Raw genomic sequence first — 22,089 nt, 5'->3', positions numbered from 1 at the left:
AAGGTTTAAATGAATATCGAAATGCTAACGCCTCTTGAGGATCAAGAGTGCAGCACCGATAAGGACGATGGCACCTGCTATGCCCGCTATCTCCTTTGTGCCGAGTGCCGAGCCCTTCCCCTCTGGAAGGGTGTACTCAATCTGAACCTTGCTCACGTTCCCGAGGAGCTTCTGGACGTCGTCGAGGAGCGCCCCGTAGCGTATGTATACATTGGATATTACCGTTATGTTGTTGTCCTTTACCGTGGTTTTCAGGGTGAACCTGTTTCCGTTCACGTCCCTGTTTATCTCCTCAGGGAGCTTGACGATTTTGGCGCCCTTCGGGAGCAGGAACTGGATTTTGAGGGTCTGGTTCGTCTCCTCCTTTGCCCTGTAGGAGATGCCGTTGAGTGCGCCGAGGGTTGGGTCGAAGGAATACTCATACGTCCCGTTTACAACCTTCGTGAAGTTCTGGACGAGGTAGCGTGTCTCAAGAATCAGGGGGCCTTTGTCGTTGAGCCCGTATATCTGGGCGCTGGCGTTCTTTATGACAACCCCCTGCGAGGAGAGGTATTTAACGTTGTTCTGAAGGATCATGTTGGTCGCATTCTTGACCCCCAGCATCTTGATGTATGCCTTGAAGTAATCAACATCCTGCTCGGGCTTCATGAAAATCTGCCTTGTGGTTAGCTCCGTATCGGTGCTGTCAATGACCTTCGCTATTATCTCCTGCATAACGACGGACGTCTTGTACTGCTCCTTACCCGGGTTCGGGGTTGTGTACCTGACGTAGAAGGTGTCGTACTTGCTGAAAAGAGCCTTGTATCCCTCGGGGCCGAGATAGGCCTCAAGTATTATATCCGAGGAAACGATAACGGTGTTGCCCTTCACCTCGGATCTGACGTAGAACTTGCTGTGGTTGAACTCCATCGTGTATGGCTTCGGGTACTCAAGGAGCTTGGCATCCTGCGGGAGGTGTATCACGAATATGTTCCTTATTTCACTTCCGTAGGGAAGACCTGAATCCGGAACCGGTGACGTCGCAAGCCCCCTCGTCGGATCCAGAATCATCTCCCAGTATTTGCTGTATGAATAATACTTTGCGAAGGACTTTGCGTATGCCGTGAATACGAGGGTGACGTTGTGCGTTCCGTTGTAGACCCCGAGGAGATGGAGGGTCTGATTGGTTGTCTCCAGCCCGGAGTTCTTCAGCTGGGCGATGTAGTTGCCCAGAAGCTGCGCCTCATATTTCTTAATGGCCTGTTCGTTCGTCATATTCGTCTGGTTAAGTATCCGGGACACAAACTCATCTATCCTGCTCTGGGGGCCGAGCAGTGAGTTTTTCATTATTATTTTAGCATCCCCGTTATCCGACAGGAACACCTCCATGTAGAACTCCTCTTTATACGGTTCGGAGCTCTTGGAGCCAGCCGCATAAACCGAGCCCACCAGAAGAGTGCCCAGCATCAAAAAAGCCAGAGCCAAAGCCATCAACTTCTTCATGTCTCATTACCTCCATTGTGATATCCTAAGAAATAGCGTCATGTTGGGGTATTTAACCTTATCCCATGCCGCGGGCTGGTTCAACACTCCAACCGGATTTCAGACATCCGCGCCAGCAGAAGACGGGACATGGCAGGGAAATAAAAAAGAAGGGGGCACATCACTCCCATTTGCTGAGGTCTATTTCTCCCTCGGTCTTTGCGACGATTGTGGTTCCCGCGAGGTCTCCGGTGACGTTGACCATCGTCCTGCCCATGTCGAGGATTGCGTCAATACCGAGGATCATGGCATAGGCCGCGGCAACGCTCGGGTCAGTCAGCGGCAGTCCAACGCTCTGGAGAACCATGGCGAGCATTATCGCACCTGCTCCGGGAACACCTGCGGTTCCGATGGAGGCCAGAACGGCGGTGAGAACCACGGTGAGCTGCTGTGAAACTGTGAGGTGCTGGCCTATGGCGAGGGCTATGAAGAATGTACAGACACCCTGATACAAAGCTGTTCCGTCCATGTTAATCGTAGCACCGAGGGGCAGGGTGAAGGAGTATATACCCTTGTCAATCCCCATCTCCTCCCTGGCAACACGCATCGTAACGGGCAGCGTGCCGCTTGAGCTCCTTGTAACAAACGCCGTAAGCATTGCATCTTTGGCCTTCTTGAGGAACTTGAGCGGATCCATGCCGAAGATCTTCAGCAGGGAGAAGTATACAATGAGTATCTGGAGTATGAGGCCCAGATAGACGGCAAACGTAACCTTCGCGAGCTGACCGACGACCTTCATGCCCTGCTCCGCCATGACGTATGCTATCAGGGCAAAGACACCTATCGGAGCATACTGCATGACGCCGCCCACAATCTTATACATTGCCTCGGCGAGACCGTTTATGGCGTTGAAGAGTGTGTATGCACTCTTTTTGATGAGCTCATCTTCGCTCTCCATGAGGTATGTGAGGGCTATTCCAAGAACTATGGCAAAGAATATCGTCGGCAGAACCTGTCCGCTGGCCAGGGCCCCGAAGGGGTTCTTTGGAATTATGTTCAGCAGCGTCTGAACCATTGAGGGAGCGCTCTTGGCAGAGAACTTTGCCCCGGTGGCGAGGTGAAGCCCAAGACCGGGCTTGAATACCCTTGCCATTATGATACCAAGTGCAACTGCAAAGGCCGAGGTGGTCAGATAATAGACCACTATCTTGACACCGACTTTTCCGAGTCTTGCGGGGCTTATGCTTGCTGCACCGACAACGAGGGATGCAAACACTATTGGCATCACTAACATCTTCAGCAGCCTGATAAAGACGTCACCGAAGGGCTTGATGTATGTCTTAACTGCACCGGCATAGCCGTAATGTCCCGCTATCAGACCGACAACAGCACCAAGAATTAAACCCAAGAGGATTTTCTGAAGAATCGGGTAGTCCAGATAGGACCTGAGCAAACCTTTTTGCGCCATTTTACCACCCCTGTCTCTTCAGCAGCAGATAGAGACAGCGGTTGACAGTAATGTTCATCCCGGTATATTAAGTTTTTCATTGATACGGAACCATCAAAATTGAAAGGAATATCATGCAAGTCTGAGAGAAACATCGCCGTAGAAGACCCTGATTCTGCCGCCGGGAGTTTCGAGCACGAGGGCACCCTCCCCGTCGATATCAACGGCCCTTCCCACCATCTCCATTTCGCCGTCGGTGATTTTCACATCCCTGCCGAGAATGAAGCACCTCTCCTTAACGGCCGACAGTATGGCATCCATGCGGCCTTTCAGAAAGAGACCGTACCACCTGTCGAGATTTTTGAGGAGAGCCTGCAGAACGCCGTCCAGCGGCACTTCCCTTCCCAGAAGAAGCTTCATCGAGGTCGCGGTTTCCTCCAGCCCGGGAGGGATTTCGTTGTTCACATTCAGCCCGATTCCGAGGATTACAAACTCCCCGAGCCTGCCCTCAGTCAGGATGCCGCAGATTTTTTTACCATTTGCCCACACGTCATTGGGCCACTTTATCCCTGCCTCAATCCCGAATTCAGCGAGGGCATCAACAACCGCCAGAGCTCCTATAAAGACGATTTTAGGAATATCCGAGGTGCGGGCGCTTGGCTTCAGAATAACGCTCATCCAGAGGCCGCCTTCAGGCGAAGCCCACTCCCTGTCCCTCCGTCCTCTGCCCCTGGTCTGCCTTTCCGCCACGACGACAGTCCCCTCCGGCGTTTCAGAAGCTACCCCTCTGGCGTAATCGTTTGTGGATGAAACCTCTTGGAGAGAGATTATTTTTTTTCCAATAATTCCTTTTCTGGGATTGAGCATTTCATCACCGAGAATTACTTATTATACTGACTTCATAAAATATCTGCTCGATTTATGTATCACCGGCAGTGTCTATCGTTTTTTTGCTTACGTTGTTTTGTGGTGTGCTAGAAATGTATAGGAAAGGTTTTTATATTTTATCCTAAATTAAAGTTAGGTGGTTTAATGAGCAGGAGGATTGGATTAGTACTTGCAGTTTTAATGCTTGGAATGACTTTCAGCACAGCAGTAACTCAAAACCTCGCACTCGCAGAACCCACAAACAGTCCGTACCAAGCCTTCTGGAGCATCCTCAACCGGGAAGCAGGATTAATCGTCAAACTCAACTCCACAAACAATGCAACACTGGCCGAAGAATTAATTCAAAACTCCCAACTCGGAGCCCTCAACGCCGCCAACATTTCAGCCCAAACCTGGCAGGCCTTAGAAGAACTGAAAGCCTCCAAAGTTAAAACTTATTACTCACCCAAAGAACTGCAGGAAATTGCCCAAAACATCAGCAAAAACGGTTTGCCAGAAGAAACTATTCAAACACTCAAAAAACAGGGATGGAGCGACGAAGAAATAAAAGCATTACAGGATTACATCACAAAAAACAAAGACAACATCACCACAGGCTTCAACCTAACAGAATTCCTAGAAAACTTCAGCCAAGCATTCATCAAAGTGGCGTTTAAATACAATCAATATGAAGCATGGGCATGGAAAAAGCTTTTAAACACCAACACAACCAGCTTAAACCTCCCCTCCATCACAACATGGAAAGAAAAAACTGAAGTACCACTCATCTGGCAGGACTTTAAAAACTTCAACAAAACCTTCCAGAACGCCTCCCTCAAAGAGAAGCTTCACCTACTCGAGAACCTGAAAAAACAAATCATGAACATCTCCAAAGACAAAAAGGAAGAACTCATAAGCTCAACATCCAGCACAACTTACGCCAAAAACCCCGCAGAGTACGAAGCATGCTCCATCAACCCATCACCCAACCCAATAACCACAGACAGAACAGAAGATGCAAAGAACACAGCTGAAAGTTTGATTAGAACCCTCCCACGCATTCCCAGGAACCTAACAAACCCCACTCAAATTGGCTTTGAAAGCGTTACAAAAAGCAGGAAAATAATGGTTCAGGGAGAGTACGTCATAATCATGATAATCACCAGGACATATCGCTGGAAACTCATCCCCTTAGACTGCTCAATCCAAGAAACCACCTCAACAAACTACGAATTATACTACTGGAATGCCTTCAAAGCATTGGAAGAGTTAAGCAATCTGGGAGTACTCTTAAAAGCTGAAGAATTCGGAAATCACGACCCAAAATTAAACCAGCTTGAGCACAACATCACCAGCCACTTAGGAGAGTACTTCAAAACCTCACTGCGGGGAGAGTACTCGGAGAACTTCCATTTAAAGGGAATTTACACGTCAGAACCCCTCACAAACCCTAAAAAACCAATAGCAGCCTCCCAATCAAACACTCCATCCAGCGAGGGTTACCTCTCCGCTGGAGTCAGCATTGTCAAGGATGATGTCACCGAGAATTACGCAACTTACCGGGTGGAAGTGAATTTAAAAGCCGAGGACAACACCATATCAAACATTAAGGTTAGGGTTAGCGGCACTGGCTTGAGCGATTCAACGAGTTATGATTTAATTCACCCGGACGATGGGGTAATCACCTGGTACTCAAAACCCAGCGGCAGGATTCAGGGGAGTGACATTGTAACCGTAAACGGTACAGTGACCATAACTTACACTCCAAACAATCACGACATGCCAACATCAATAAATTCTCCCGAAGAAGGGTTGGATAGTAATACTCAATCAAAAACAATCACAATCCCGTACTCTGAAACGATCCGCCTCGGGAGGAGCATAGACAAAAGCAAAATCCACTTCCAAATCCTGCCCTCAGATTCGAGGGTTAAGCCTGACAACACAGTAACCTTTTACGTGAAAATTATTAATGATAATAATGCGCCGGTAAGCGGGAGTTACGAGTTAAACATTGCAACCCCCACCGGAACCATCACGAGAAGAGGCAGCATTAGCGCTGACTCCAACAGTGATTCCGGCCCGATTCAAGTTGCCACAATCACATACGCGAGCACAGGCACTTACGGGTACTCCGGAACATTCAAGTTCAACGGGTATGAAAAGCAAGATGCCGGAAGCATTATCGTTGAGGATGATAATGGTAACACGGGAAGCTTGAAAATCAGCGGCGTTAATATTTCACCCCAAAAACCAGAGGACGGTGATAACGTGAGTTTCACGGTTAAGGTTAAGAGCACTTACTCGACAAGCCAGAATGCGGAATTAGAACTTTACGTTGATGGTAACTTGGTTGACAGTACTCAAGGAGTCATTAACGCTAATTCAGAGGAAACCCTCAACCTCCACTGGATTGCCCGGCAGGGAGAACACTCCTACACAATCAAAGCTTATAGCCTTGTAGGAGGAGAAAAATTCACGGAGGATGAGAAGAACGGGGAGGTTACAGTTTCGTCTGATTTTAATGGGCTTTCCGCGTGGTTGGAAGTATATCCTAATTCTATTGAGGCTGGTAGTGATGTTGTTGTCTCCATTACGATTGAAAATAAAAAAGATTACGCACAGACTTGGCCTGTTGAATTAGTTGATACTACTGGAAACATATGGTGGCCAGAACCAAACGATTCAGCAAAAACATTTAACTACACCTTATCCAGTGATGGATATCTAAAAATTTACGCGTACAAGAAAGCGCATATCCTCGTGACTATCGGCCCACTCCACCAAAACACCACGCTTTACCTCAAACTTGGAGGACTGACGATGACGTCTGCCTCAGTTGAAGTTAGGAGTACCCCCTATCTCATAATGACAGACATCTCCTGCGAGGATTTGTTCCTACATACTACAGCCACTCTTGACTATGCAGGAACTGTGGGTTGTCGGATTGGCTTCCGTAATCCGCATGATGAACAAGTGAGCATTCAACTTGGAGAGTCAAAAGTTCTCATCGATTTTCCAATGAGTCATAGTTCAGCTTCAATAACTGATAGGTCAGCAACAGTTTATATGCCTCACGAAACCGGGTACATGCATGTAAAGTTCAGTGCATCTACCAGTGACTTTACAGCATTTGCTAGATACTGGATCAATGGATATTACAACATGCCCGTCACTATAAGGCTACTGATTCGGGAGGCGATGAACAACAATTATAAAACCTACACTTATACTATTAGAGACTATATAAAAGTGAAAACCAGTGATACAGTATATGCAATTGTCATAGTCGATACTGGATCATTTATTGCTGGTGGGGAAGCTGTGAAGGGTTTTATAACCGCTGTAAAAGCGGGGAAAAATGCAAAAGCAGCGTGGGAAGCATTTAAATTATTACAAGGTTTCATTAGGGGGATATTTAAGCGGTGGTGAGTGAAATGACGTTCGACTCGGTTGTACTTTTCATTCTTTACTTTTCCTTCCTCATAGGACTAACTACAATAAGAAAAGCAAAAATATATTACAATGCGCTCTCATTCTTGGTATTTTCGTCAACTTTTATCGCTGGAATTAATTACAATAGCACATATGGTGCACTCATTTCAGTTCTTGTTGTTTCAGCGCTCTCTGCTTACATGTTTTATATGCAATACGAAGGCCCTCCAAGAGGATTCAAAAAGAACGAAGATGAGAGAAGCGTTGGCGACGTTATTGTTGGTTATCTCCTTTTTGTTTTCATGGTATTCATTTTCAAACATGCTGGAGCTGGTTGGTTTTTATCTCTGTTAATGAGTTATTGGGTGTTTTACGGTATGATGGTTATCTCGTATCGGCAAAGTAGAAAAGCTTTTTATCTCCTTAAAATCCCCTGGGTTATCCTATCAATCGGAGCCCTTATTGAGGGTTTTGGATTTCAAAGAGGGCTGGTTCCCTTTGTCCTTGCCTATTTAGCAATCTTCTTCCTCTGGATTAAGTTTGATCTTCCCGAAATTATGAGGCCTCCAAAGATAGCATGATAGGGTATGGAAAGCTTAAACTGCATTTCCATTCAGGGTGGTGATTCGGTGAGTTTCACGGTTAAGGTTAAGAGTACTTACTCAACAGGCCAGAATGCGGGATTAGAACTTTACATTGACGGTAATGCAGTGGATACTGTTAAGGGAGTCATTAACGCTAATTCAGAGGAAACCCTCAACCTCCACTGGATTGCCCGGCAGGGAGAACACTCCTACACAATCAAAGCTTATAGCCTTGTAGGAGGAGAAAAATTCACGGAGGATGAGAAGAACGGGGATATTGTTGTCCAGTTGAATGGGAATGATGAAGTGTGCGGATATGGGGATTACTGGATTTCGTGGCTTGATGTTATGCCGACTCTAGTAGTTGGTGATGGAAAAGTGCATGTTAAGGTTAAGGCAACGTACTGCCAGCCTCTTCCTGATGTGGGTGGTGGGAGGATACCCCTTTTAGATTTAAAGGGGAACGTGTATGTGGATGACCAGAAAGTAAGCTCATTCAATACTCTAGATGCTGGAAAATCTCTCAGTGTTGGAGAAACCGGGGTTATTGATGAATTTGATTGGCCTTTGAGTGCTGGAAATCACACTATACTCTTAAAAGTCAGGAATTTAAGCGGACTGCAAGAGGATATTAAAAACGAAACAGATAAGATTACCGTGGAGATGCTCCCTCACAATGAATATCCACTAAAACTTACAGATATCTCATGCAATGATATCAAATTCAACTTTGAAGCCAGCAACTATTACACTCGAGGAGGATACGTCTCACCATTAGAATGCACCCTCAACTTTAAGAATGTTGAAAATGCACCAGTATATGTAACGGAACTGAGTACAGACCTTTCAGTTAGTCCACCTGATTTAGAAGAAGCAATTCCAGATCATAAAACAGTCTCAGTGAACGAGAATATCAATCCAGGAGAGGTCATTCCAATACAAATACAGAGCAAAGCTACCACAACAGACCGGCAAATGCTCCTCAGAGTTGATGGAACAACGGCGACGCTGTACATTGACTACACGATAGAGGGCATGATTAACGGAGCCAACGAGATAGCAGGAAAAGGAGTGGCGAAGATGGATATAAGCGTCAGCGTGTACCAAGGAACAGTATATACTGATGTGATAGGTGACGTAGTCATATTTATCGCAGGACCAAAAGCTGAAGAAGGCATTGTAACCAAAATTCCAATCATTACCAAACTTACCAAAATCCCCGGTGGAAAGCAAATACTAGGATTCTTAAGTTTAGAGCCTTTCAAAAATGCGATTGTGTATGGTATAGACAAGTTATTCGGAGGGTAGATTTTATGAAAATTAGACAGTACCTAGCTCGTTGGGATATACTAACACTCCCAGTATTATGGGTGGCTACTATTTCCTCTATGCCTCTTTTTGTTTTTTTAAACTGGGGTCTTGACCCAGAGAAAATTGATGGTGTTCTAATAATCACCGTTGTATTTGGAATCTTTTTTGTATTCTACGAGATAACTATCGTAGAGTTTATTATTAAATACTGTATTAACAGAAAGAAACCTGATAAAAAAAGCCTCTCACAAGCACTCTGCTCCGCTAATAGGGCAAGTGATATACGGAACTTCTGGTCCATAGCATTACTATACACATTTTTCAGCTTACCCATGATATACAGAGATGCAAAATTTGTCCTCAGTACTATCTTGTGGATATCATCTGCATATCTTACAGCATACTCCGTCAAAAATTGTATCTATAAGAGATACCTAAACAAAGTGGATTATAATGACAGATGAAGGAGCATTTGGGGTGATTTTCCATGAGATTGATCTGTGGGGACAAATTTCAAATTTACAAAGTGGGTATAGCTCTTGCAGTGACACTATCGGGAACTCTCGGTTATATCTTCTTTTTTTTCTCACAGTATCCGTATCTCCATTGGACTTGTTATTCCATATTTGTTAATTCTAGGATTGTATGGCTTCGATGCTGTAGGATTCATAATCGAAAATTGCATTCTTAGGCATCAGGTCTCAAAAAAAGAGCTTGAGGAGATCATAATCCCAACACAACAGCGCTTAGAGTTAAAACACCTCAATGCTCCAATATTGTTCTATGCCTGGCTTGCATTTGTGATGTATATACCATCCCGGAATCCACTGGCAATATTATTATTGCCCCTCTGGATAGTTGATCTTTACATAACACTAACCACAGCCCTATCTTGTGAGAAGAAGTGTCTAATGACAGTTGAAAACACTGACGGATTTCACAATAGATAAGCATTTGAGCCAATAAAGAATTTTTATCTTCGGACAACATTAAGCAAGGTGAAAGATGATCTTTAGAGGATAGACTAACAGAAGGCATGATTAACGGAGCCAACAAGATAGTAGGAAAAGGAGTAGCGAAGATGGATATAAGCGTCAGCGTGTACCAAGGAACAGTATATGCGGACGTAACAGGTGACATAGTCTTGCTTGTAGTAGGTCCAAAGCTTGAGGAAACGGCAGGGGTTTGGCTCGCCGAGAAGTTGCCCATATTCACCAAGCTCTCAAACGTCCCAGGGGCTAAAGTCGTAATTGGATTCCTAAGCCTTGAACCCATTAAGAATGGCATAGTTTCCCTAATAGACAAATGGGGAGGGTGAATAATATGAAAGTATTGAAACGAGAGATACATAGTATAACTCAACGAGTAAACCTGAAACATTTAGCAGTTTTATGGGCTGTGACTGTGCTTTCCAATATTCTTTTTGCTTTGTACCTTCTTGAGGACTATTCAGAGGCAATTTTTAGTGCTCTTAAATTTTCCTTTGCTTACTTCCTTCTTTTGGTAATATATAATCCACATTCTATCAAAGCGTGTATCCAGAACTGCATACTTGGATATGTTCCATCTCATCAAGATATAAGAAATATCATTAACGCCATCGAATGGGCAACTAATCCCAAAAAGTTCATTGCACTGGCCACGTTTTACATGTTCTTCGGCGCGTTTATCGCGTACAGACAGCCAGTATTTTGGATAGTCATAGTTTTGTGGAATAGCTCCGCCTATTTTACCCAGCATGCAGTTAAAAACTGCCTGAAAGAAAAATATCACAGTCGATACAAGAAAGCGATCAGCCAAGAGAAGCATATATCCTTAGAAACTCAAAAGAACTTGAGTACTTAACTTCAGGAGAATTAGAGAGTAAATTAGAGCATAGTAAAAATGTTGACATGGATCAGAATACCAAAACATGAACTTATTATAAAAGTCTGTAAGATACAGCAACTTGATTCGTAAACAAATGGTTGAAATGCAAGGGGTGGAAAACTGAGGATTCAAGGAGCGGAAGGTTGAGCGTCTCTGGAACTCCCGGTAGTTCCTTTAACGTTGTTTTAACCGCTTACCCAACTGAGCTTGAGGGGGGTGGGACTGTGTATTTCACGGTGAGGGCTTGGAATTTTGGGAATTCGGCTTTATCCTTGAGTGGTTTTGTTGAGGATGAGGATGGTGCAGTGGTTAAGAAAATTGATGGTTTTGAAGGCAGGGTTCCGGCGAACGCTCAGAACTACACTCTAACAGCCTTTTCCCTCAACGTCAACGGCATTGGCAACCACACTTACCGGTTGTTCCTCGACAATTACGACGGAAAACCCAACAATGCAGGAGAAGAACACTGGAGCGAAGTTAAGGTAGAAGTGAAACCGACAACTTCAGCATATGCAACATTAGATTGTCCTCGGAGTGTGCCGCAAAACGACGAAAGAGCGACACAATGTAAAATACAAGTTTGGAATATTGGAAACAAGGCCTTTTCCACAAGAATAACAAAGGTCCTGTTTGGAAACAATGTAATCTGGAATGGCACAAATACAGTAGCCGCGTCAATTGATCAGGTCTCAATAACAGTGCCACCTCATGAAGTCAACAACGTGTCACTGACTTTCACCGTAAATGGGATAGCAACCCTATTGTTTGGGGATCCATTTTTTAACTACAAGCTCCCAGAGTACTCTCCATATTTGGTTAAAGTATACTTCACAAACCTACCATCAGCAAGTGATATAGTGGAAATAACCGAAGCAAATTCCATTGTTCAGACAATATACAATTATGGAACCGCAACAATATCGGGAGCAACAATCGGAGCAGCAATTGCTTTCTTTGGAGGTGGAGGAGTTGTTGCCGGTGCCATCGGAGGAGGAGCAAGTGGCGTTGCAGGACAGGCTTTGGTGGACTCTGGATCTTTAAATTGGATCAAACTATTGTTTGAGAAGATGTTCATAGATGGCGAAGGTGTGGTTCCTGACAATGGATCCGACGGAAACGACGTAACAGGAGGGTGAGATAAATGGGAAGGCGTGACTATTATACTTTTTCCCTGCTCTTTTATGTTTTGACATATGTATTCATGACGTCGACATGGTTTTTTATATCAGCAGATAACTATCAAGAGCAGATTTACTGGGACGTCAAAGGTTATCTTATACTTTTTGCATTGCTCGTGCCCTCACTTTTAGGGGCTCTCCTTTTTAAGCGATCTTCTCCAAATGAAATACTAAAGCTCAGAATACTCTCCAGCTACATAAGTTTGGCTCCCATATTGGCCCTTACTCCATTGGCTGGAGGCTCTAATGGGACGGGAATAATTCTCATAGGATATCTGCTTTTGTATGCCGGCCTGTTTACAGTTGCTTGTTCATCATACAGGAGATATACAGTGTTCATCAACATGACGGTAGCACTGTTGTTCATGCTCGGACTGACGTTGAGGTTTGGAGGCTGGGCTTGGCTTTCCTTTGCTGTTGGGGTAGGAGGAGTTCTCTACGGGCTTCTTAAAGAACTCTTCGATGAAGACGCTATAACAATAGAGAGAAAGACAATGAGACTATCAGTTGTTGGGTTCCTTTCCCCTGTAGTATATCACGCTCTAATAATTGTACTTTTTACTAGTTGGAAGGGGTGGCGGTTCCTTACTTTGGATTTGATTTTATTTTTGATAATATCCGGGTTAAAGTAGTTGTCGGGAGGTGAAAGATCATAGTTAAGTTAGTAGATGACCATGAGAGGACTTCCAGCACTCCCCTGTAAATAACTCATTCACCCTAAACGTTTATGGTGTTGGAAACCACACTTACCGGTTATTCCTCGACAACACTGATGGAAAACCAAACGGTGCAGGAGAAGAGGAGTGGAGTGAAGTGAAAGTGGAAGTGAAGCCAACGGGAAACGTTATTGCAAACATGGATTGCATGGATTCTGTTATCCCATATGATGGTTCAACTACATGTAGGATCACACTATTAAACACTGGGGATAATAGTGTCTCTGTATCTGTAACTTCAGTAGATTTCGGCACCGTTCATAATGCTTGGTCAAAGAGCTACCAAAAGGGAATAAAAGTAGAGCCAATAACGCTAACCCTACCTCCCAACGATGACAAGGAGATTGACGTGAAAATCGACTTAAGAATACTCGCACAGGACTTCTGGGGAAGTCCGCATTTTGCATATAAATTTACAGAATACACATCATATGAAATAGTCGTTCATCTTGACAATAGACTTACCGTCAGCGATATATTGACAGTCCTTGACAAACCACTCGAACCATCAAAGGTAGGAGTTGTATGCTCAATAATCGAGGGTATTGGAGCAGGAATTGCAACAGGTGCTAATCCAGCAGCAGCGGTAGCGGGAGCTGGCTTAGGTTATACTTTTGGGACAGGTCTAGAAAAGCTTTATTGGGGGCTATACTCAATAGCACACGATGCGAATTGGAGCATACCCTCGGATAACAACGGAAACTCAGTGAATGGAGGATGATACAATGTGGGCCAAAATGAGCAGAGCTGGCTTTTTCCTGTTGTCCCTTTCTCTGTCTCCTCTTTTAGTGTTATTGATAATAGCACCAACTACAAGACTTGATCTACCGACTGTCCTAATTTTTAACTTGCTCCCGATACCTTTCATCGCAATTGGGGGTCTATTGCTTGAAAAAAGAGATCCTTATCCCTTTGTTACTGCTTCCATCTTTATCCCCTTTGCCAGCCTTTTAATAACTCTAAGCTCGGGAATCTTTCAGATAGTGGGGACGGTTATAGTTGCCTCTTTGTTATTCAACATTTTCACTTATGAACTTGGACATGAAACAAGTTACAGGGAGGGGTATTATATTGCAATCTTATCGACACTGGCATTGAACATGCATTCGGGAGTTTTTTTAGTGCCGTTAGGTGGTGCTATTCTAATACTCATGATGACAGCAAAATTTGGCGCTCAAGTGGAGACCGTGATTTTTAATGGACTGTTTGCAGTGATCACATGCTGGTTTGTGAGCCTATATTCCCTATGGAACTTCTGCAATGTCGCAGTGGTAATAGCATTGTTATACTCTAGTCTCGGATTGGCTATCATGAGAAGACATCGAGTCATAATAACAAAAACAGAGGTTATGCCAAAGGGTGACTGCGGGTGATGCTTTGAGTGTTGAGTTTCAGGTTGTTAATGAGGGTGGAATGTGGTTTATCTTGGGGAGGTGGATGGATGTTCAAGTACATTCCAAAGGATGCCAAGAATTTCACGCTGATATCTTTTGACAGGAACATTTTTGGAATCAAACCACACTCACAACATGATAGCCCAGATTTCCTGAGAAGAACCTTGGAGTGAAGTGAAGATTGAAGTGAAGCCAATGGATGTAATTGGACTAAAACCGGTGGGCTTTGAATGCAGTGACTCCATTCAGGGTGGTGATATCGTGAGTTTCACGGTTAAGGTTAAGAGCACTTACCCAACAGGCCAGAATGCAGAGTTAAAGCTTTACGTTGACGGTAATGCAGTGGATACTGTTAAGGGAGTAATCAACGCCAATTCAGAGAAAACTTTCAACCTCCACTGGTTTGCTCATCAGGGAGAACATCACTACACGGTGAAGATTTACAGCATTACAGAGGAGAAAAATTCACAGAGGACGAAAGGGAAGGAAGTTTGAACATTATTGCTTCAGGAAATCAATCTGGAGTGAGGATCATGAGCTTCACCTGCACACCAAAAGAAGTTGGTTTGTATGAGTGGAAGCTTGATAGGGATAAGGTGTATTGTATTGCCAATATACAAAATAATGGCCCGAGAGTTCAAATAGCTCCAAGAGTTGTTATTGATGATATTGAAACTTTCTGGCTCAATATAGAAACCGTACCAGAAGACTCTCCAGTAAAGTTGAAGTACGATGTTAAGTTTGATGATGAGCTGGCTCAAATGATGTATGGCCCATCAGCGACCGCATTGAGCTTTGTCCGTACTGTCGAGAAACACGGTGGAACTGTATGCCATCGGGGAGCATGTTATAACACAACAAGGATCTACTACCTGCCAGAAAACCATTCAATTAGCCTGAGAATTTATAAAGCAGAACACAGGGCACCAACAACACGAGTATTAACACAAACAACAAAAGAGACAATAACAGTAAAAGACGATAATTACATCCTAAAACGTACCATAATAATTTACAAAGAGATTGGCAAGAGAACGGTACCGATTGTTTTGGGTGTCATTGGAATCGAGTGCAGAAAAGGGTTCTGAGGTTATGTGGAAATACCTCGGGAAAAAGGTTGTAGATATGATATTGGAGTGGTTGGGGTGGTGACCATGGAGCATAGATATTGGGCTTTAGTTTTTATTCTTTATTTCAATACCAATCGGATCAAATGAAAACATTGGACTAACAGAAATGCTTGGACTCATAATTATCCTCACAGCATGGCACATCGATACAAAAACAAGAAAAAAGAAGAAAAAACCCCTACATTATTGGCAACTCCAACAAAATTGAATATTTAACTGAGAAAGGATTAGAAGAGAGGCTCAAGAAATCCAAGTAAGCGGAAGGGAGAGTTGAATCTTAAATCCAGCAGATAATGCCCCATAATAACAGCATACAACATCACAGGAGGAGAAAAATTCACAGAGGACGCAAAGGGAGGAAAGGTGAATGTTGGAGTGAATAGTGATTTCAGTGGGGTTTTAAGCGCTAATATTACCAATGATGTTTCAGTGGGTGTTAAGGCGAGGTTCACTCTGACCATCAGGAATGATGAAAACACCCTAAGGTACTCTATTCCAGTTAGGGTGTATTATGTCTACAGTTCGCCGGATGGCGCTACTGAGATTATTAAGGTTAAAGAGGCTGTGGCTGACTTTGATCCTCTTGGAGAATATCAGGACTGGTTTGACTTTAACCTTGAAAACCCCGGCACTTACGACTTTTACCTCGTAGTTAACGGTCAGGAGGAAGACGAAAAGGTGGTAAGGGTGAGTTCGCAGGGAAGTATTAGTGCGGTAATGACTTGTAGTCCCGAATTCGTTACGGAGGATGTGGATTCAGTGTCATGTCATGTTAATGTGGAGAACTTGGGGGGCACCACAGAGGACGTCTGGATTACCAATATTCACTTTGCTGGTGGCGAGATTTACGATAAGAGCAGTGATGACAATTTGGTGACTCCGAGTCCGAGCAGTTTGAGTCTAGACCCATATTCCAATGAAACATTCACTTTCACGATTCCAGTCAATGATGAATTACAGGAAAGAGTGCCAGTAGATTTAAGCGACATAAACCCCGGAACACCAATAGCAGTGAAAACGTACTTAAACACCCTCCAAGAACCAGTAATGTACGTAATACAAATGAACCCAAGAAGCTTTGAAGGGGATACCCACATTTCTCCCAAGGATGTAATTTCAGTGACAGTTGGAGTTGGAAAAGCAGTTTGGAGCGCAATAAAAGAAAATCCAAAATCTGTAATGACAGTAGTATCCTCAATTGGAGAATTTGCCTACACCGCAGGAACTTCATGGTTTATCCAAACTTGGGCTGAGCTCTACTGGAGGGGCTTAATGGAGCCAGTACCTCCGGATAATCCGGGAGACAACAATCTTATAGTGGGGGATGAGTCATGAATTTTGGGGGAATTCCTGCATTTCTTTTAGTTTTTATTCCTGTGTTGTTGCTTGTTTTTATGTTAGTATACTTTGCTACATTTAGCACCCTTGAGCAGAAGCGGCTTGAGTATCTGCTGAATCTTTACTTGGGCTTGCCGCATGTTCTCTTATTCTGGAGTGCAATAATGGCAGGAACAAAAAGTAGCATACTGGGCTGACTTATAATCTTTGGATTCCTAATACTCGCCAAGGCATTAAGACCTCTTCATCTGGTGGATGGATTGACCCTTGGAGCATTAATATACCTAACATTTTCATCCAAACTTGTCCTAGTGAGTGTTGCATTTTATCTGATTGTACAGCTTACAGGTAAGTGGAAAGGCAGTATAATGACTCACCTCCTTTTGTTCTGGAGTGGGATGCTACTAACATTTAAAGAATCACCTCTCCAAACATTGGTAATTTTGGCCTTTGGCACAATTCATATCCTCGGTGCATTAAAACTTTTGAAAACAACAAATCAACAAGTGATGCAAGAATAGCAACACAACAGCGGGGAGATGTTACTGGGAACAAGAAAAATTCAATTGATACCTGACACCGAGATGTAAAAAAGATTTTAGTAATGAGAATCACAATAAACGACAAACTGGTGGGATATTGCTCTGAGAAAGCCCACAGGGACAAATATATTTTAAAATGCAGGGAGAGCCCTCAGTTAAGTACGATAACTGTATCGCCAAGTGAGTTGTTATATATCTGTAAAAAAAGAAAACCTTAAATCCTCCAGCATGATATCACTCCCGGTGATTAGTATGGATGCATACCAGAGTGTTGGGATTAGGAGGAGGCTCAGGAGGTTCTTCCGCAGGGATGGAAGAGCACTGATATTCGCGATGGACCACGGCTTTGAGCACGGGCCGACCGACTTCGAGGAGCACTGGGAGCACATAAACCCGAGGATAATCATCAGGAAGGTAATGCGTGCGGGCATTGACGGCGTCATGATGCTCCCGGGCATCGTGAGAATGGCAGGGGACGAGGTGAAACCCGACCGCGGGCTCATGATCAAGCTGACGAGCAAGACGAACCTCAGGCCAAAGGATGACCAGTTCATCCAGAGCCAGCTGGCGTTCGTGGAGGACGCGATAAAGCTCGGGGCGGATGCCATAGCCGCAACGGTTTACTGGGGCAGCCCGGCAGAGGATGCGATGATGCGCCAGTTCGCGGATATAGCGAGCTACGCCCACGACCTCGGCTTCCCTGTGGTTCAGTTCGCCTATCCCAGAGGGCCGTACATAAACGAGAAGTACGGCAAAAAGGAGGACTACCGCGTCGTCATGTACGGCGCGAGGGCCGCTGCGGAGAGCGGTGCGGACATGATAAAGACCTACTGGACCGGCTCAAGGGAGACCTTCACCAAGGTCGTCGAGGCAGCGGCAGGTGTTCCGGTTCTCCTCAGCGGAGGGGCAAAGGCCGAGAACCCCGTCGACTTCCTCCGGGTCGTCTACGACGTCGTTGAGGCCGGCGGTGCCGGAGCTGTCGTCGGCAGGAACATCTTCCAGCGCGAGAATCCCGAGCCGCTTATAAAGGCCCTCATAAGGGTCATTCACCGCAACGAGGAGCCCGAAGAGGCTGCAGAAGCGGAGGGGCTGATTTAACCCCCTTTTATTGTTTTCATACTCCAAGATGTAAATCATGACAGGATAAAATATATATGCTGTTCTCCGAACCTTCTCCCATAAAGGTTGGTGATGGAAATGGTCAGAGTGATAGATACCACGTTCAGGGATGCCCACCAGTCTCTGATAGCGACCCGCCTGCGTACAGAGGACATGCTGAAGGTTGCAGAGAAGATGGACAGGATCGGATTTTACGCCATGGAAGTCTGGGGAGGGGCAACCTTCGATGTGGCCCTCAGGTATCTCCGGGAAGACCCATGGGAGAGGCTCAGGCTCCTGAGGGAGCACATAAGGAAAACAAAGCTTCAGATGCTCCTCAGGGCCCAGAACGTTGTTGGCTACAAACACTATCCCGACGATGTCGTCAGGAAGTTCATAGAGCTGGCGCATAAAAATGGCATAGACGTCTTTCGCATTTTTGACGCCCTCAACGACGTGAGGAACATGAAGCTCGCAATAAAAACCGCCAAGGACGTCGGGGCTGAGGTTCAGGGAGCCATATCCTACACAACGGGCAAAGTATTCACGCTCGAATACTACATGAAGAAGGTCGAGGAGCTCTTAAGCCTTGACGTCGACGTCATAACCATCAAGGACATGGCGGCACTGCTAACGCCCTGGAAGGCCTACGAGCTGGTGAGCGAGATAAAGGAAACCTACGGGGTTCCCATAAACGTGCACACACACTCCACAACAGGGATGGCGGTCGCGATTTACCTCAAAGCTGTGGAGGCGGGGGCGGACTTCATAGACACCGCCATAAGCCCCCTCGCCTTCGGAACCGCACAGCCGGGAATACAGACGATATGGCACGCCCTCCCCGAGGCTGTTGGCTCCCATCTGGACAGGAACCTGATCCACGAGGTCTCACGCTATCTGAAAAGCCTTCTGGAGGAGAAGTACTGGGGTCTCCTGAACAAAAGAGCCCTGATGGTGAACCCCTACGTCCTGAAATATCAGGTGCCGGGAGGAATGTACTCAAACCTTATATCCCAGCTCAGGGAGATGAAGGCGCTCGACAGGCTCGACGAGGTTCTTGAGGAAATCCCGAAGGTCAGAGAGGAGCTTGGATGGCCACCCCTCGTGACACCGACGAGCCAGATAGTCGGGACACAGGCGGTCTTGAACGTCCTCTTCGGGAGATACAAAATGATAAACGAGGAAACGAAGAACTACGTGAAGGGGCTCTACGGCAGGCCACCCGCCCCGATAAAGGAGGAGATACGAAAGCTCATTCTCGGGGACGAAGAGCCGATAACCTGCCGTCCGGGAGAGCTCCTCAAGCCCATGCTCGAAGAATGCAGGAAGAAGCTGGAAGAGCTTGGATATCTTGAGAAGGAGGAGGACGTCCTGACCTACTGCCTGTTCCCGGAAGTGGCCCTGGAGTTCTTCAGGCTCAGAAAAGCAGGAAAGCTGAAGCCTGTAAGTGAAAAGCCGAAGGGACAGCTGTTCAAGATCAACATCAACGGAATTGAGTATGAGGTTGGCATCGAGGGGGTTGACATAAGCGCCCTCAGATACCTGCCCCGGACGGCACAGACGGGAGCTTCATCATCTTCCAGACCCGCAGCGCCTGCCTCTGTTCCTGTTCCTTCTGCACCCGCTGCTGCTCCGGCGGCAGCGGGGGAGGGTGTTGTGACTTCCCCAATGCCCGGGAAAATACTGAAAATACTCGTGAAAGAGGGAGAAGAAGTAAAAACAGGCCAAGCATTATTAACCCTCGAAGCCATGAAAATGGAAAACGAAATACCCTCACCAAAAAACGGCACAATCAAAAAAATCCTCATAAAAGAAGGCGACACCGTAGACACAGGACAACCACTAATGGAGATAGCATGATCCCTAAATTTCCCTATTTTTATTTTACATTTCACAATTCACCCCTAAAATCAAAAGAAGCTTAGGTATGGATACCAAAAGACATTTAAAGGTTTATTTAGTATTTATCTTGAAAATTGCATGGAGGTGCAATCCGTGAACTCCGCTGTAGTTATTTTGATAGCAGCTGCAATATATGTGGGTATGTATTTTACCTATGGAAAGAGCCTTCAGAACAAGGTTGTCAGGGCTGATCCTAACAGACCAACCCCAGCGCACAAACTATATGATGGCGTTGACTACGTCCCTGCACACCCGATGGTTCTATACGGCCACCACTTCGCTTCCATTGCTGGCGCCGGGCCGATCGTCGGTCCTGCTGTCGCAATGGCCTGGGGATGGCTGCCAGGACTCCTGTGGGTCTGGTTTGGAAACGTATTTATCGGTGCCGTCCACGACTACCTTGCACTGATGTCCTCAGTCCGCTACGACGGTAAGTCAGTTCAGTGGATTGCAGGAAAGCTCATGAGCAGGAGAACGAGTATGGCCTTCGAGCTCTACGTATGGTTTGCACTTGTTCTCGTGGTGGCAGCTTTTGGTGCAGTCATAAGTGGAATATTCGTCAATACCCCCGGAGCCGCAACTGCATCATGGCTCTTTATGCTTGTAGCAGTAATTCTTGGTCTGCTTCTCTACAGATGGCAGATTGAATTCAAGCTTGGAACCATCATTGGCATTTTACTTTTAATAGCTGCAATATACCTAGGCTTCAAGTTCCCGTTGCATGCAAGCAAGCACACATGGCTCATCGCCCTTGGAATATACGTTATCATTGCCTCATCCCTGCCAGTCTGGATTCTTCTGCAGCCGAGGGATTACCTCAATGCATACATCCTCTGGTTCGGCCTTATCCTTGGTGGTCTGGCTTTCATAGTGGTGGGCTTTAAAGGTGGAACGTTCACTGCTCCAGCATATACCAGCTGGTCAGCTAATGTTGTTGGAGGGAAACCTTCTCCCTTCTGGCCTACAATACCACTGGTAATTGCCTGTGGATCTCTCAGTGGCTTCCATTCAATAGTTGGATCCGGGACAAGTAGTAAACAGCTTGACAATGAGCTTCATGGCCTCATGGTAGGATATGGAGGAATGTTTACCGAGGGATTCCTATCAACTATCGTCATTGCATCGATATCAGTTTATGGTCTTCAAGTCTTCCAGAGCCTTAAAATCCCGGTTAATGTCGCTAGCTGGGGAACCCAGTATGCAATTCAGGTTGTTAAACATGGAATAAAGGTCGGAATTTTCGCAAAAAGTTATGCTCTTGGTGTTCATAATGCATTTGGCTTCTCAACAGAGGGGGCTGCGCTCTTTGCAAGCCTGTGGGTTGCAGCATTTGCACTGACGACTCTCGATACTGCCACAAGGCTTGGTAGATTCGCCTGGCAGGAAATCATAGAAATGATTAGCGGGCCTGATGTTCTTAAGAACAAGTGGATCGCTTCGATAATCCTTGTGGTCTTTGGAATTTACATGGCATGGGGAGGAAACTGGCTCATAATATGGCCTGCATTCAGCGGCATGAACCAGATGCTTGCGAGCATTGCTCTAATGACAGCTTCACTCTGGGTTGCCAAGGTACAGAGGCCTGCAGGAGCCTGGAAGTGGGCTGTTGTGATTCCCGCACTTTTCCTCTGGATTACCGTTACGGCAGCACTGGTGTGGTTCCTCGTCGTCATCAGACCGGGCTTCTGGGTTAGCCTCATCACAATTGTCGGCCTGCTCCTCAACCTGCTGCTGGTCTTTGACTGGTATGCAGCATGGAAAAAGCCAGCAGAGGAGTACGCGGCTGCATGAGCTCTTTTATTTTTCATTTATTGTTT

The 22,089-nt window shown here is 45.5% G+C and carries 21 protein-coding genes; 18 read left to right on the top strand and 3 right to left on the bottom strand.

Annotated elements, in window-relative coordinates:
• Positions 1-24: 24 nt before the first annotated feature.
• From ACYQ27_RS04770 to ACYQ27_RS04760, 3 genes are all read right to left on the bottom strand, one after another.
• A complete protein-coding gene (locus ACYQ27_RS04770) occupies positions 25-1,482 on the bottom strand; it encodes an exodeoxyribonuclease VII small subunit (RefSeq protein ID WP_456453429.1) in 1,458 nt (485 codons plus the stop codon).
• Between the two features lie 160 nt (positions 1,483-1,642).
• On the bottom strand, positions 1,643-2,929 hold the full coding sequence (locus ACYQ27_RS04765; RefSeq protein ID WP_460041112.1) for a dicarboxylate/amino acid:cation symporter: 1,287 nt from the start codon (positions 2,927-2,929) through the stop codon (positions 1,643-1,645).
• A 111-nt stretch (positions 2,930-3,040) separates the two neighbouring features.
• The gene (locus ACYQ27_RS04760) at positions 3,041-3,775 is read right to left on the bottom strand and encodes a biotin--[acetyl-CoA-carboxylase] ligase (RefSeq protein WP_456453427.1); all 735 of its coding nucleotides are present in this window, start codon (positions 3,773-3,775) and stop codon (positions 3,041-3,043) included.
• 165 nt (positions 3,776-3,940) lie between these two features.
• Between ACYQ27_RS04760 and ACYQ27_RS04755 the strand changes: the two genes are divergently transcribed.
• The 18 genes from ACYQ27_RS04755 to ACYQ27_RS04670 all read left to right on the top strand — a co-directional run bounded on the left by ACYQ27_RS04755 (position 3,941) and on the right by ACYQ27_RS04670 (position 22,063).
• Positions 3,941-7,207, top strand: coding sequence for a hypothetical protein (locus ACYQ27_RS04755; RefSeq protein WP_460041111.1), 3,267 nt, complete (start codon positions 3,941-3,943; stop codon positions 7,205-7,207).
• Positions 7,208-7,212: 5 nt separating this feature from the next.
• Positions 7,213-7,791: a hypothetical protein gene (locus ACYQ27_RS04750; protein ID WP_460041798.1), complete on the top strand. Its 579-nt coding sequence runs from the start codon at positions 7,213-7,215 to the stop codon at positions 7,789-7,791.
• A 48-nt stretch (positions 7,792-7,839) separates the two neighbouring features.
• Positions 7,840-9,102, top strand: coding sequence for a hypothetical protein (locus ACYQ27_RS04745; protein ID WP_460041110.1), 1,263 nt, complete (start codon positions 7,840-7,842; stop codon positions 9,100-9,102).
• Between the two features lie 5 nt (positions 9,103-9,107).
• Positions 9,108-9,569: a hypothetical protein gene (locus ACYQ27_RS04740; protein ID WP_460041109.1), complete on the top strand. Its 462-nt coding sequence runs from the start codon at positions 9,108-9,110 to the stop codon at positions 9,567-9,569.
• Positions 9,570-10,141: 572 nt separating this feature from the next.
• Entirely contained in the window at positions 10,142-10,423 is a 282-nt protein-coding gene (locus ACYQ27_RS04735) for a hypothetical protein (protein ID WP_460041108.1), read from the top strand.
• Positions 10,424-10,428: 5 nt separating this feature from the next.
• On the top strand, positions 10,429-10,950 hold the full coding sequence (locus ACYQ27_RS04730) for a hypothetical protein (RefSeq protein ID WP_460041107.1): 522 nt from the start codon (positions 10,429-10,431) through the stop codon (positions 10,948-10,950).
• A gap of 248 nt (positions 10,951-11,198) precedes the next feature.
• Positions 11,199-12,110: a hypothetical protein gene (locus ACYQ27_RS04725; RefSeq protein WP_460041106.1), complete on the top strand. Its 912-nt coding sequence runs from the start codon at positions 11,199-11,201 to the stop codon at positions 12,108-12,110.
• 5 nt (positions 12,111-12,115) lie between these two features.
• Positions 12,116-12,784: a hypothetical protein gene (locus tag ACYQ27_RS04720; protein ID WP_460041105.1), complete on the top strand. Its 669-nt coding sequence runs from the start codon at positions 12,116-12,118 to the stop codon at positions 12,782-12,784.
• A 181-nt stretch (positions 12,785-12,965) separates the two neighbouring features.
• Positions 12,966-13,589, top strand: coding sequence for a hypothetical protein (locus ACYQ27_RS04715; RefSeq protein WP_460041104.1), 624 nt, complete (start codon positions 12,966-12,968; stop codon positions 13,587-13,589).
• Entirely contained in the window at positions 13,579-14,241 is a 663-nt protein-coding gene (locus ACYQ27_RS04710; protein ID WP_460041103.1) for a hypothetical protein, read from the top strand. Before ACYQ27_RS04715 ends, ACYQ27_RS04710 begins: the two co-directional genes overlap by 11 nt.
• A 68-nt stretch (positions 14,242-14,309) precedes the next feature.
• A complete protein-coding gene (locus ACYQ27_RS04705; protein WP_460041102.1) occupies positions 14,310-14,435 on the top strand; it encodes a hypothetical protein in 126 nt (41 codons plus the stop codon).
• Between the two features lies 1 nt (position 14,436).
• Positions 14,437-14,757 carry a hypothetical protein gene (locus tag ACYQ27_RS04700; RefSeq protein WP_460041101.1) on the top strand — a complete coding sequence of 107 codons (321 nt, stop codon included), beginning with the start codon at positions 14,437-14,439 and terminating at the stop codon, positions 14,755-14,757.
• The gene (locus ACYQ27_RS04695; protein ID WP_460041100.1) at positions 14,754-15,350 is read left to right on the top strand and encodes a hypothetical protein; all 597 of its coding nucleotides are present in this window, start codon (positions 14,754-14,756) and stop codon (positions 15,348-15,350) included. Before ACYQ27_RS04700 ends, ACYQ27_RS04695 begins: the two co-directional genes overlap by 4 nt.
• Positions 15,351-15,755: 405 nt before the next feature.
• A complete protein-coding gene (locus tag ACYQ27_RS04690) occupies positions 15,756-16,727 on the top strand; it encodes a hypothetical protein (RefSeq protein ID WP_460041099.1) in 972 nt (323 codons plus the stop codon).
• Positions 16,728-16,981: 254 nt separating this feature from the next.
• A complete protein-coding gene (locus ACYQ27_RS04685; protein ID WP_460041098.1) occupies positions 16,982-17,251 on the top strand; it encodes a hypothetical protein in 270 nt (89 codons plus the stop codon).
• A 273-nt stretch (positions 17,252-17,524) separates the two neighbouring features.
• Entirely contained in the window at positions 17,525-18,370 is an 846-nt protein-coding gene (fba, locus tag ACYQ27_RS04680) for a class I fructose-bisphosphate aldolase (RefSeq protein WP_460041797.1), read from the top strand.
• Positions 18,371-18,463: 93 nt separating this feature from the next.
• A complete protein-coding gene (locus ACYQ27_RS04675) occupies positions 18,464-20,230 on the top strand; it encodes a pyruvate/oxaloacetate carboxyltransferase (protein WP_460041097.1) in 1,767 nt (588 codons plus the stop codon).
• A gap of 135 nt (positions 20,231-20,365) precedes the next feature.
• Entirely contained in the window at positions 20,366-22,063 is a 1,698-nt protein-coding gene (locus ACYQ27_RS04670; protein ID WP_456452533.1) for a carbon starvation CstA family protein, read from the top strand.
• Positions 22,064-22,089: the final 26 nt, after the last annotated feature.

It is taken from the genome of Thermococcus atlanticus, assembly GCF_054657855.1.
The sequence above is the reverse complement of the archived record's forward strand: the minus strand, read 5'-3'. Positions and strand labels throughout refer to the sequence as shown.